Genomic DNA, 13,495 nt, shown 5'->3' on the forward strand with positions numbered 1-13,495 from the left:
ACAAATGGCAAAAGACTTAAGTAATTATAGAAAATCATACGAAAAGCAAGAACTTTTAGAAAGCAATTGCCCAGAGAATCCTATGGAACTTTTTCAAACATGGTTTAAAAATGCAGATGAATCTGAAACTGTAGATGAAACAAATGCCATGAATATATCTACAATAGGTAAAGATGGTTTTCCTAAAAGTAGAATTGTACTACTAAAAAAAATTACTTGGGAAGGTTTTATATTTTACACCAATTACACTTCTGAAAAAGGACAAGCAATAGAAGCAAACAATAACATTTGTCTTTCGTTTTTTTGGCCAGGTTTAGAACAACAAATCATAATTAAAGGTAAGGCAGAACACCTACCAGAAAATTTATCTGATGGCTATTTTGAATCTAGACCAGATGGAAGTAAACTTGGAGCTTGGGCATCAAACCAAAGTACAGTAGTATCTTCTAGAGAAGAGTTAGAAAAGAATTTAGATATGTTCGAAAGAAATTTTGAAGGCATAGAAATACCAAGACCAAAACATTGGGGAGGCTATCTTACCAAACCAATTTCTATAGAATTTTGGCAAGGAAGACCTAACAGATTACATGATAGAATAAGATATACTTTACAAAAAGATTTTTCTTGGAAATTAGAAAGATTAGCCCCGTAAATATTTATATTTACAATTCAATATCAACCCAATGAAAACATTATATATAGTTCGTCATGCAAAATCATCTTGGAAATATTCAGGTATAGATGATATAGACAGACCATTGAAAAAGAGAGGTATAAAAGACGCTCACTTGATGTCTAAGGTACTTAACAAAATGGTTGATAAACCAGATGTTTTTATCTCTAGTAGTGCGAATAGAGCCTTACACACAGCTGTTATTTTCTGCGAAAATTTTGGGTTTCCTCATTTTAACCTACAAATTAAAAGACAATTGTATAGTTTTAGCGATGGCTACCTTGTAAAAACTGTTAATGCTTTAGATGATGGTTTTAATTCTGCAATTATTTTTAGTCACGATCATGGTATTAATACCTTCGTAAATGAGTTTGGTAACAGACCAATTGCTCATGTAACAACTTGCGGAATTATAGGTATTAAATTCAAAGAAAAACATTGGAAAAATATTAGAAGAGGAGAAACTTTTCTTGTTGAATTTCCAAAAAATCATAAATAAACTTCCTTGTTAGAAATAAAAAAATACGGAGCTATAGATATTGGTTCTAATGCAATACGTTTGCTAATTGCCAATGTAATTGTAAAAGATGGTAAAGAACCTCAATTCAAAAAATCATCTTTAGTTCGTGTACCTATTCGTTTAGGAGCAGATGCTTTTGTTGGTGGTGTTATTAGTGAAGAAAATACCACAAGAATGATAGAAGCCATGAACGCTTTTAAACTTTTAATGAATGTGCATAAAGTAGAACGCTATAAAGCTTGTGCAACATCTGCAATGAGAGAAGCAACTAATGGTTCTGAAGTTGTTCATAAAATAGAGAAAGAAACTGGAGTTAAAATTGATATTATTGGTGGTAAAGAAGAAGCAAGTATCATTTCATCTACAGATTTGAATGAACTGATTCAGGGTAACAACTCTTATTTGTACGTTGATGTTGGTGGTGGAAGCACAGAGTTTACCGTTTTTTCTGAAGGTAAAATCATCACTTCTAAATCCTTTAAAATGGGTACTGTACGTTTGCTCAACAATAAAAAATCTGTAAATAAAGAGATTTTTGCAAGCGTAGAGAAATGGATTCATAAGAACACCAAAGATCTTAAAAAATTGTCTTTAATTGGTTCTGGAGGAAACATCAACAAATTGTTCAAAATGTCTGGTAGAACCGAGGGCAAACCTATTTCTTATATATATTTAAATGCCCAATATCAATTCTTAAAAAAGATGAGCTATCAAGATAGAATTGTAGAATTAAGCTTAAACCCAGATAGAGCAGATGTTATTATACCTGCAACTAAAATCTATTTATCTGCCATGAAATGGAGTGGAGCCAGAAAAATTTATGTTCCAAAAATTGGTCTTTCTGATGGTATAATTAAAAGTTTGCACTACAACAAATTATAAATTATAATATTTCCTAAAAATTTATAAATGTTTTTAGTACATTTGGCACACTGTATTTACTATAAATAAAGACTTTGATTAATGATTATCCCAATGAAAAAAATTGTATTTAGTGCTGCTTTCATGTTGTTAGCAACTGTTGCTTTTGGACAAGATTTACCTGATAATCCAGAACCAGGAAAGTGTTACGTACGTTGTAAAACTCCAGACATTTATAAAAACGAAACTATTAATATCGCTGTTTCTCCAGAATACAAAAAGATTGTTTCTTTTCCTGCAGAATACGAAACTGTAGAAGAAAGAGTATTAGTTAGAGAAGCTGGTGAAGAAATTTTAATTGTACCTGCAGTTTGGGGAACTCAAGAAGTTACGTACTATGAAAAAGAAGATGGTACAAAAATAGAAATTGAAAAAGCAAGTTTTTTACAAGGATTTGAAACAGTAGAAACTAGAGCTGCTACTGCAAAATGGGAAATGAGTGAAAAATTACCAGATTGTGAATCTAGTAATCCAGATGATTGTAGATATTGGTGTTATAAACCAGTACCAGCTGAATTTAAAACAATGCCTGTTGAGAAATTAGCAAGTGATGCTTCAGTAAATAAAATACGTATTCCTGGTGTTACAAAAACATATACTAGAAAAGTAATGGTAAAACCACCATCTACTTCTGTAGTTAAAACTGAACCAGAATACATTACCATTAAGAAGACAGTATTAGTTAGAGATGCAAGAACTGAAGAAGTAGTTGTGCCTGCTGTATACAGATCTATTACAAAACAAGTATTGGTAGAAAAAGGAGGTTTATCTTCTTGGAAAGCTGTAGACTGTTCTTTAATTGACAATACTCCATTACCAATTAACTGGGATTTCTCTAGTGCAACTTTAAACGAAGGTGCAAAACAAATTATAGATGCTAGATTATTACCAATCGTTAAAGATGGTGTAGCTGTATTCATCGAATCTCATACAGATATGAGAGGAACTAAAAGAGACAATCAAGAATTATCAGACAGAAGAGCAAAAGCCGTAACAGATTACTTAATTTCTAAAGGAATTAATGCTACTCAATTATATGCTAAAGGCTTTGGTGAAACAAGATTACTTAACAAATGTGCTGATGGTGTTGTTTGTTCTGAATCTGAACATGCAGTAAACAGAAGAACTACATTTAGAGTAGTGAATCAGAAATAAAGAAAATATAAAGCATAAAAAAACCGAAGTAAATTTACTTCGGTTTTTTTTTTGTGTCTTGTTCTAATTAAAATTTCTGTATTACAGACTGTATAAAAGGATAGTAATACTCAGTCATGATATAACCGCTTTTTTCAGCTATTTTTCGACCTCTGTGATTCACAAAAATTAAAGTCGGAAAAGAATTTACTTTAAACTTCTTTTTTAAATACAAATTCTCACTCAACTTATCTTGAGTTAATAAATCTTGCTGTCTAGGTATATCTACCTCTAACAAAATTAATTCCTTGTCTGAAAATTCCTTGAATTTTTCTGTGTGAAATAATTCCTTGTCCAAACGAATACATGGCCCACACCAATCTGAACCTGTAAAATACATAAGAACTGGTTTGTTCTCTTCTTTAGACCTTTTTAAGGCCTCTTTGTACGTTAACACCCAATTCAGACGATCTGAATTAATGTCATTAATAGCTAATTTCTCTGTTTTAGTTTCCTGTGGGTAAGTCAATAAAATTGCAAAAACGCAAAGTAGGGGAAACATTACTTTTTTCATCATAATGTGTTTTTAAATTTATCAAATGTATCAAAAAAAATCGAAAAATTGCAAATTATGAAATCAAACCATCTAGAAAGTAATGATATCACTAAAATTAAATGGCGTTTTTAGCTATGGAATTCATTATGAGATTATTAAACTTAACCTCTTCATTATTTAAAAATTTAGTTTCAATTTCCAAATAAGAAAGCTGATTAACTTTATTTTGTAATCGAGTATAATCTTTCTCTGTGGTAAGAATTAATTTATCCTCAGTATCAATTCTCTCAAATGTAGACTGAATATCATTGATATCCTTATTACTAAATTGATAATGATCTGGAAAATTTAAATGTGTGTATGCAATATCATTTGAAGTCAAAAACTCCAATAAAGGTGCAGGATTTGCAATACCTGTAACCAACAAAAGGTGTTTATTTTTTAATTCGTTAATAGTATAATTATGATGACCAGAAATTTTACTAGCATAACTGATTAAACTAAAAAAAACAGGTTTATCATAAATTTGTAGTTGCTGGATAATTTCTTTTTGCTTTGAACTAGACAATTCTTTAGGGCATTTAGTAACTACAATTACATCAGCTCTTGTAGCTCCTGCCCTACTTTCTCTTAAATTACCTGTTGGTAACAAATAATCATCAGTAAATAAATCATTAAATTTCGTTAGTAAAATATAGTAACTACCCTCAACTTTTCTGTGCTGATAAGCATCATCTAACAAAATAACTTCTGGCGATTTTGTTTTTAATAAAGTTTTTATGCCTTCTACTCTTTTTTCACAAACAGCAACAGTTATATTTTTAAATTTTTTGAAATATTGCAATGGTTCATCTCCTATGTCTAATGAAGTATGCGAATCATTTGCTAAAATATAACCTTTCGTTTTCCGGCCATAACCTCTACTTAGAATGGCAATTTTAGCTTTCTCTTTTAACAACCTCGTTAAGTATTCTATTTGTGGAGTTTTACCTGTACCTCCTACACTTAAATTACCAACAACAATTACTGGCAAAGAAAACTTAGTAGATTTGAAAACTTTTTTCTCAAATAATAAATTACGAATTGCTGTAATTAGATGATAAACAACAGCAATTGGGAACAATAAAAATCGAAGAAATTTCATTGCAGTAAAAATACATTAAAAATGTTAACTTTGATTTTCAATAATTTGATAAATGACTATTAAAGACGTTACAAATCACATAGAAGAATTAGCCCCATTAGCCTATGCTGAATCTTTTGATAATGTAGGATTATTACTAGGAAATTATAATACAGAAGTAACTGGAGTACTGGTAACTTTAGACACATTAGAAGATACAATAAATGAAGCCATTGCTAAAAACTGTAATCTAATTGTTAGTTTTCATCCTATTATTTTTGGAGGATTAAAGAAAATAAATGGCAATTCTTATGTAGAAAGAGTAGTTCTTAAAGCCATTAAAAATGACATTGCCATTTATGCTACTCATACAGCTTTAGATAATTCTAAACATGGAGTATCAGCTAAAATGTGTGAAGTTCTAGGTCTACAAAACACTAAGGTTCTAATACCTAAAAAAGGAATTATTAAGCAATTAAATACCTATGTACCAGAAGAAAAAGCTAATGAGGTTAGAGAAGCCCTTTTTAAGGTGAATCAAAATAATATTGGTAATTACGATAGTTGTTCCTTTAGTAATTTAGGAGAAGGTACTTTTAAGGGAAATGAAAACTCTAACCCCACTTATGGTGAAAAGGGCAAATTGCATTCTGAAAAAGAAACCAAAATATCTATTGTCTTTCAAAGTAAAGACGAAAAAACGATACTAAATGCTTTGAAACAAAATCATCCTTATGAAGAAGTAGCTTACGAAATTGTATCTACAGAAAATGTTCACGAAAACATTGGAATGGGTATGGTTGGCGAATTAAAAACTGAAATGGATGAACAAGCATTTTTGAATTACCTCAAAAAGACGATGCAAACAGATTGTGTTAGACACTCAGAATTACTTTCTAAAAAAATAAAAACAGTAGCTGTTTTAGGTGGCTCAGGAAGTTTTGCTATAGAGAATGCAAAGAGTGTTGGAGCAGATGCCTACGTAAGTGCAGATTTTAAATATCATGAGTTTTTTAGAGCCGAAAAGAAGATACTTTTGGCAGATATTGGGCATTATGAGAGTGAACAATTTACAAAAAACCTTTTGGTTGATTATCTTACAAAAAAATTTAGTAATTTTGCAATCATTTTATCAGAAAAAAGTACAAATCCTATACATTATATATAAACATGGCAAAGAAGAAAGAAGTTTCGGTTGAAGAAAAATTAAGAGCTTTATATGATTTACAATTAATAGACTCTAGAATTGACGAAATTAGAAACGTAAGAGGAGAATTACCTTTAGAAGTTGAAGATTTAGAAGATGAAGTTGCTGGTTTAAATACACGTATTTCTAATTTAGAAAAAGATGTTTCTAGCTTAGAAACAGATATTAACAATAAAAAGTTAGCCATTGATGAGTCTAAATCATTAATGAAAAAATACGAAGAGCAACAACAGAAAGTTAGAAATAACAGAGAGTTTGATTCTTTATCTAAAGAAATCGAATTTCAAGACTTAGAAATTCAATTAGCAGACAAAAGAATTAACGAGTTTAAAGCAAAAATTGCTCAGAAATTAGAAGTTATTGATGCTACTAAAGAAAAATTAGCAAAGCAAGAACAACATTTAGGACACAAAAAGTCTGAATTAGATGCAATTTTAAAGGAAACTGAAAAAGAAGAATCTCTTTTAATTGAAAAATCGAAAGAGTTTGGTGAGTCTTTAGACAAGCATTTATATTCTGCTTACAATAGAATTAGAACTAAAGTTAAAAATGGTTTAGCTGTAGTAGCCATAGAACGCGGTGCTTCTGGTGGTTCTTATTTTACAATTCCGCCTCAAGTTCAATTAGAAATTGCGAATAGAAAGAAGATTACAATTGACGAACACAGTGGACGTATCTTAGTAGATGCAGCATTAGCTGAAGAAGAAAAAGAAAAAATGGATAAGTTATTTTCTTAGTCTTAGTTTAATATATTTATAAAAAAACTCGAAGCGCTTGCTTCGAGTTTTTTTGTATTTCATTTTTTATAAAATTAGAAATCTAACTTTCTTAGATAGTCCATCTTTAAGTTCCAAATAGCTAAATCTTTCCTATACTTCTCTACTTGGTTTTTTACATTTTTAACTAAAGGATTATCATCTGTAGCATTAGAGAAAAACCCTAAATTATTCTCTAATTGTTGAATTTCTTTATTAATTTCATCCTGCTTTTTACGAATAAATTGCTGTTCTGAAACCAGTTTTCTTGTATCATTATCTGCTAAATAAGAATCAATAAGATTAGTAAACTTCAACATTGCTACTTCTTCTTTATCTAATGATAAATTTTCGAGCATTTTATCTACCTGCTTATTAAACTTTTCTTTAAGGTTGCCAGAATTTTTAGGTAAGCTTCCTAAATCTCTCCATTTATCAATCGCTTCTAAAACCTCTTCTTTAGATTCTTTTTTAGTTTCCTTTAAATTTTCTAAAAACGCTTTCTTTGCTGTAATTACTTTTTCTTGCTCTTTGCTAACAGCATTCTTTTGGTTATTTAAACGATCAAAATAATGATTACATGCACTTTTAAATTTTTTCCAAATATCATCAGAAAACTTTCGAGGAACATGACCAATTTTTTTCCAATCTGCTTGAATTTTTTTCATTGCATTTGTAGCCATTTGCCAATCTTCACTATCCTTAAAAGATTCTGCAATTTCTATTAATGCCATTTTTTTCTTTAAATTCTCTTGCTGCTCATTTTTTTCTCGTTTATAAAAAGTATTTTTTGCAGTATTAAATTTTTTGGTAGCTTCTTTAAATTTCTGCCAAACTTCCTCACTTTTATTATAAGGCAATTTACCAGCTTTAAAGTACTCTTGTCTTAATTTTTCTACCTCCTTTATACTTTTTTGCCAATCATTATGAGTTTTATTAGAAGACGTGTCATAAGCATTCAGCTTTTTTATTACCTCATGCTTCTTTTCTACAATTTCTTGGAACTTAGAACGCATTTCTTTAAAATATTCATGTCTTCTATCATGAATTTTCTTAGTAGCATCACTAAATTTCTGCCAAATTTCTTCACGCATTTCTTTAGCTACAGGCCCAATATCTTCTTTCCAGCTCTTATGTAATTCTTGTAATTCTTTAGAAGCGTAATTTACATCCTCTTCATTCGCCAAAGCTTTGGCTTTTTCTATAATCTTTAACTTCTCTTCTAAATTGTATTTAAAGTCTAGGTCTCTTAAATCGTTACTTAGATTTAAAAGATCGTAAAAGCGTTCTACATGATGATGATAAGTTTTCCAAGTATCATTATAATGCGACTTTGGCACAGGTCCAATAGCTCTCCATTTATCTTGAATGGCTTTAAATTCTTTATACATTGTTGTAGAATCTGCATTCTCAATCAAAGATTTTAAACTATCAATTACATCATTTCTTTTGTCTAAATTCTGATTTAATTGAGTATCAATTTCTTTATAATAAGCATCTCTACGTTTTTTATAATCAAAAAGCAGCTCATTATATTCTGACTTTAAAGGACTAGAAAATTTAAAATCGATTGAATTACCTCCTTCTTCTAAAAATTTTGCTTTTTTCTGAGCTAAAAGGGCTCCAAATTTCTTGTTGAATTCACTTTTAATGTTTTCTACAGCTGTTTTAACTGACTGAACAGGATTGTTATTCAAAACTGTTTTAAAGCTAACCAATAACTCCTCTAAGCTTTTATCTGAATAATTCTCTACTGGAATTTCTTTTTCATCTGCTTGATTAGGGGTTGCTTCTTCATTAGCACTTTCTACTGGAGTAACGTTGCTCTCAGAATTACTTTCTGTTTTAGATTCTTCTGAATTTACAACATTTTCATCTTGAACAACTTTTTCTTGATTATCTAACATATCTACAATGTTTAAAGGTCTTAATACAATAATATAAATGTATAGTCACCAAAATTACTTACAACTTACAAAATTTGCAAGGTTTAATTATAGCAAAAATTTATACTGTAATTAAGAGTTCCAAATTCGCCAAGATTCCTCTGCTTGCAGCTCTAACATTTCGTAACCATTCTTAATTTTGGCACCATTTGCTTTACCATTTGCTAAGAATTTTGAAACTTCTGGGTTGTAGATTAAATCATACAATAGATGCTTAGAAGTAATAAATTGATATGGAATTGCAGGACATTTATCTACATCTGGTGAAGTACCTAATGGAGTTGAATTAACAATAATGGTATAATCTTGCATGATTTCTTGAGATAAATCATTGTAAGAAATTTGCTTTTTCGTTTTTGGGTTTCTAGAAACAAACTTGTACTTAATATTGTTTAACTTTAATGCATATGCAATAGCTTTAGAGGCACCACCTGTTCCTAAAATTAGAGCTTTCTTATGGTGCTTTTCTAATAATGGTACTATTGATTTTTCGAAACCAACTACATCAGAATTGTAACCTTTTAAATTGCCTCTTTTAGTAATTTTAATAGTATTTACTGCCCCAATTTCTTTAGCAGTCTTATCTATTTTATCAAGATAAGCCATAACCTCTTCCTTATATGGAATAGTTACATTAATACCTTTAATTGATTCATTGTTTTCTATGATACTAGGAAAATCTTCAATTTTTGGGATATCAAAATTCACATAAGAATGATGTTCTAAATTAAGAGCTGAGAACTTTTTTGTAAAATATCCTCTAGAGAATGAATAAGAAATATCTCTACCTAATAATCCAAATAACTTACTTTTTTCTTCTTTTCCCATAATAATCTATAATAAGCACTATTGCAATGCCAATTAGCATAAAAAATATTGCTAAAAATGTTTCTGAATTGAATAACTCAGGCATAAAACGCTCAAAATTCTCTATAACTTTATTTCCTTCTTTATCTATTAAGAATTCACCATTTTCCTGAGCATATATTTTTTCTTTCCAAGGCCATACAATACCTAAAGAACCTGTTATAAATCCAATAATTACTGCATTTACAATTTTATTATATTTTTTTAAAACATAACCCAATACATGAGAAATTGAAACCAAACCAAAAGCAGAGCCTGCAGTAAAAACTGAAATGATTTTTAAGTATTTTACTTTTATAGGATCAGATAAAACTTCAAAATTCCCAATAGCTAAATTGGTTAATACGTTTAAAAGAACGTTTACAGAATCTACCAATAGCAGCACATAATTACCTAACAGAATTAAAATAAAGGAACCTGATAAGCCAGGTAAAGTCATACCAGAAACACCTATAATTCCACATAAGAAAACAAACCAAAGATTATCATTTTCTTTAGCAGGCTTTAAAAAACTTATGGCCAAGCCAAGTGTAATTCCGATAATTAAAGATATAAAACTAGTTCTATTCCATTTACCAAAATCTTTTCCTATGTAATAAATAGAGCCTACAATCATTCCAAAAAACCAGCTCCAAACAAACAATTCATAATGCTTTAGCAAGTAATCTAAAAGTAGTGAAACACTGAAATAACTAAAAATACTTCCACCCATTACCAATAAGATAAATTGGGCATTTGTGTATTGAGCAAAGGTTTTAAAATTACCAGCAATGAGAAGCTTAAAAGCTTTTAAATTTATTTTTTGAAAAGAGTAAATAAGATCTTCATAAAAACCAAGCACATAAGAAACAGTTCCTCCAGAAACACCAGGCACTTTATTGGCAGCACCCATTGCTAATCCTTTAAAGAATAGTTTAGCTTTCTGTACAAAAGTTCTTTGTTCTCGCATTTAGTTTTTTTGTGTGGCTAATTTCTCCATTCCTAAAATTAGTGCAAATCCGATAAAAGCCAATAAAATTGCGAATAATAATTGTGCATCACCATCAAAATTAGATGGTAAAACACTTTGTTGATTGAATGGCACTTGCTCTCCATGAGAATTTGTACGCCAAGTTATGGTTTCTTTCCAAGGCCAAATTTTATTTAAAGAACCGATAATGAATCCTGTTAAAACAGCAAGCGTATAATCTTTGTAATGGTTAAATAACCATTTTAAAATTTTAGAAAATGATAACAAACCTACAATAGCTCCTAAGCCTACTACTGCAATTGTTTTTAAATCCTTATCGCTTACAGCAGATAAAATTGGTTTATAAGCCCCTAAAAGTACCAAGATAAAAGCACCTGAAATACCTGGTAATATCATTGCACAAATGGCTAAAGCACCAGCTATAAACATAAATAAAAGTGATGAATTTTCATTAACTAAAGGGTTTAATGTAGTAATATAATAAGCTACAAAAGCCCCAATAATTAAGACTAAAACCGATATAAAGTTCCATTTTTTAATTTGTTTCGCAATGTAAATTATACTTGCCAAAACCAAACCAAAAAAGAAAGACCAAAGTAAGATAGGTTCATTTTCTAATAGGTATTTAATAGCTTTTGCTAGTGATACCACACTTATAAAAATCCCTATAAATAAAGCTAATAGAAAATTTCCATTTAACTTTTTCCAAGCTATTTTAAAACCTTCATTTTTTAAAGTTTTAAAAAGTTCTAAATTAATATTACTAATTGAGCCTAAAAGTTCTTCGTAAATACCAGAAATAAATGCTATTGTTCCTCCAGAAACACCTGGTACAACATCTGCAGCACCCATTGCCATCCCTTTAAGACTTATTATAATATAGTCTTTGATTTTTCTGCTCATCTTATAGAAATTTCTTTATAGAACGAATATAAAATTTTTTTGGATATATAAAGTATTTCATACTCAAGTATCTAGAAAAAGTCCTTATTTTAGTTTTAAATTATCTAAAGTACATATAACGAACTAATTAATAAATCATGAAAGGCAAGGCTCTTTTAATTTTATCACTACTAACATCGATCATTATTCTAATTTCTTGTAATAAAGAAACCACTAAACCGCAAGCAACTGTATATTTCAATGGAAAAATAATCACTATGGAGGGTGATAACCCAACCTATGTAGAAGCATTAGTAACCAGAAATGGTAAAATAGAGTTTACTGGAAATTCAGACCAAGCTATGGAAAAAGCTGGTATGGGTCATAAAATGATAAACCTAAAAGGTAAAACTATGTTACCTGGTTTTATTGATGGCCATTCACATTTTGCCAACTTTTCTGCTCAAGCGATTGGTGCACAAATTTTACCTCCACCAGATGCAGGTGCAAAAGACATTCCATCTATTATATCTATTTTAAAAGAGTGGAATACCGAAGAAAACAGAGCCTTAACAGGTTGGATTTTCGGAACTGGATTTGATGATTCTGTAATAGAAGAAAAACGTTTTCCGACCAAAGAAGATTTAGACAAAGTAACTACTGAACATCCTGTAATGATTATCCATATTTCAAATCACTTTGCAGTATTAAACTCTAAAGGATTAGAATTATTAGGCATTACAGAAGACACTAAAAATCCTGAAGGTGGAATTATTAGAAGAATGCCAAATAGTCAAGAACCAAATGGTGTTCTAGAAGAATTGGCTGCAATACCTCATATGTTAAAAGCGCTGACACCAAAGTCTGATGAAGCTCTTCTAAAATTCATGAAGGCTGGTCAAGACTTGGCTTTATATTATGGTTACACAACAGCTCAAGAAGGAAGAGCTATGGAACAGCATGAATTATTAGCAACCTTCGCAGATAAAAATTTCTGGAAAATTGATATTGTTTCTTACATCGATTATTCTTTTCAAGATCTTATGAAAAGTAAATGGAATAAAAAAGAGTATGAAAACCACTATAGAATTGGTGGTTTAAAGTTAACTTTAGATGGTTCTCCTCAAGGAAGAACTGCGTGGAGAACTAAACCTTATTTATTAGCACCACACAATGCAGCTCCAAATTATTTAGGATATCCTGCAATACCAAAAGATGAAGATGTTTTAGCTATTTATGAAAATGCATTCAAAAACAATTGGCAAATACTTACACATGCCAATGGAGATGCTGCAATGGATCAAATGATTAGAACCATGTCTAAAGCTGCAAAAAAATATGGTAATGAAGATCGTAGAAATGTTTTAATACATGGGCAATATGTTAGAGATGATCAATTAGATTCTTTAAAAAAACTAAATGTAATTGCCTCTTTATATCCTTTACATACTTTTTATTGGGGAGATTGGCATCAGGAAATTATTGGTGGTGAATTAGGAGAAAAAATTAGTCCTGTAAAAACAGCCTTAAACAAAGGTTTAAAAGTAACCATACATTCAGATGCACCTGTTGCTTTACCTAATTTAATGCGTGTAGTTTGGACAGCTGTAGAAAGAACCTCTAGGTCAGGAAAAGTAATTGGAGAAAATGAAAGGTTAACACCTTACGAAGCTTTACAAGCAATTACAAGTTGGTCTGCATATCAACATTTTGAAGAAGACACAAAAGGATCTTTAACTGCTGGCAAATTAGCTGATTTAGTAATTCTTAATGAGAACCCTTTAACAGTTGAACCAAGTAAAATTAAAGATATCGTAGTTTTAGAAACTATTAAAGAAGGGGAATCAATCTATAAAAGAGAGTAGATCGTTCTCGAATAATAAATATGTTTAAGATCAACATTTGATTTTTTCTTAATCTTCTTATCTTTGAGAATACTTA

General features: G+C 30.1%; 13 protein-coding genes. 7 read left to right on the plus strand and 6 right to left on the minus strand.

The genetic code is table 11. The annotated features are described in order from the left end of the window. Positions 1-4: 4 nt before the first annotated feature. From pdxH to MED152_RS04535, 4 genes are all read left to right on the plus strand, one after another. Positions 5-652: a pyridoxamine 5'-phosphate oxidase gene (gene pdxH / locus MED152_RS04520; protein WP_015480684.1), complete on the plus strand. Its 648-nt coding sequence runs from the start codon at positions 5-7 to the stop codon at positions 650-652. Between the two features lie 31 nt (positions 653-683). Next, a complete protein-coding gene (locus MED152_RS04525; protein WP_015480685.1) occupies positions 684-1,172 on the plus strand; it encodes a histidine phosphatase family protein in 489 nt (162 codons plus the stop codon). A gap of 6 nt (positions 1,173-1,178) precedes the next feature. Continuing rightward, a complete protein-coding gene (locus MED152_RS04530; protein WP_015480686.1) occupies positions 1,179-2,075 on the plus strand; it encodes a Ppx/GppA phosphatase family protein in 897 nt (298 codons plus the stop codon). A 93-nt stretch (positions 2,076-2,168) separates the two neighbouring features. Then, positions 2,169-3,269, plus strand: coding sequence for an OmpA family protein (locus MED152_RS04535; protein ID WP_041383871.1), 1,101 nt, complete (start codon positions 2,169-2,171; stop codon positions 3,267-3,269). Between the two features lie 67 nt (positions 3,270-3,336). On the opposite strand, the gene MED152_RS04540 is transcribed toward MED152_RS04535, so the two are convergent. After that, positions 3,337-3,825: a thioredoxin fold domain-containing protein gene (locus MED152_RS04540; RefSeq protein ID WP_015480688.1), complete on the minus strand. Its 489-nt coding sequence runs from the start codon at positions 3,823-3,825 to the stop codon at positions 3,337-3,339. A gap of 94 nt (positions 3,826-3,919) precedes the next feature. After that, on the minus strand, positions 3,920-4,948 hold the full coding sequence (lpxK, locus tag MED152_RS04545; RefSeq protein WP_015480689.1) for a tetraacyldisaccharide 4'-kinase: 1,029 nt from the start codon (positions 4,946-4,948) through the stop codon (positions 3,920-3,922). A gap of 52 nt (positions 4,949-5,000) precedes the next feature. Here lpxK and MED152_RS04550 point away from each other — a divergent pair, with 52 nt between their 5' ends. Both MED152_RS04550 and MED152_RS04555 read left to right on the plus strand, forming a co-directional pair. Further along, positions 5,001-6,095: a Nif3-like dinuclear metal center hexameric protein gene (locus MED152_RS04550; protein ID WP_015480690.1), complete on the plus strand. Its 1,095-nt coding sequence runs from the start codon at positions 5,001-5,003 to the stop codon at positions 6,093-6,095. A gap of 2 nt (positions 6,096-6,097) precedes the next feature. Beyond that, the gene (locus MED152_RS04555) at positions 6,098-6,871 is read left to right on the plus strand and encodes a zinc ribbon domain-containing protein (RefSeq protein WP_015480691.1); all 774 of its coding nucleotides are present in this window, start codon (positions 6,098-6,100) and stop codon (positions 6,869-6,871) included. A 74-nt stretch (positions 6,872-6,945) separates the two neighbouring features. Here MED152_RS04555 and MED152_RS04560 read toward each other — a convergent pair whose 3' ends face one another. From MED152_RS04560 to MED152_RS04575, 4 genes are all read right to left on the minus strand, one after another. After that, on the minus strand, positions 6,946-8,796 hold the full coding sequence (locus tag MED152_RS04560) for a DUF349 domain-containing protein (RefSeq protein ID WP_015480692.1): 1,851 nt from the start codon (positions 8,794-8,796) through the stop codon (positions 6,946-6,948). A 111-nt stretch (positions 8,797-8,907) separates the two neighbouring features. Further along, complete coding sequence (locus MED152_RS04565; protein ID WP_015480693.1) at positions 8,908-9,663, minus strand: shikimate dehydrogenase; 756 nt, start codon at positions 9,661-9,663, stop codon at positions 8,908-8,910. Further along, positions 9,641-10,651: a DUF368 domain-containing protein gene (locus MED152_RS04570; protein WP_015480694.1), complete on the minus strand. Its 1,011-nt coding sequence runs from the start codon at positions 10,649-10,651 to the stop codon at positions 9,641-9,643. The genes MED152_RS04565 and MED152_RS04570 overlap by 23 nt, the downstream gene beginning before the upstream one ends. Continuing rightward, positions 10,652-11,575, minus strand: a complete 924-nt coding sequence (locus MED152_RS04575) for a DUF368 domain-containing protein (protein WP_015480695.1) — start codon at positions 11,573-11,575, stop codon at positions 10,652-10,654. A gap of 137 nt (positions 11,576-11,712) precedes the next feature. On the opposite strand from MED152_RS04575, the gene MED152_RS04580 reads away from it, so the two are divergent. Further along, positions 11,713-13,419: an amidohydrolase gene (locus MED152_RS04580; RefSeq protein WP_015480696.1), complete on the plus strand. Its 1,707-nt coding sequence runs from the start codon at positions 11,713-11,715 to the stop codon at positions 13,417-13,419. Positions 13,420-13,495: the final 76 nt, after the last annotated feature.

Source organism: Polaribacter sp. MED152 (assembly GCF_000152945.2).
Lineage (GTDB): Bacteria > Bacteroidota > Bacteroidia > Flavobacteriales > Flavobacteriaceae > Polaribacter.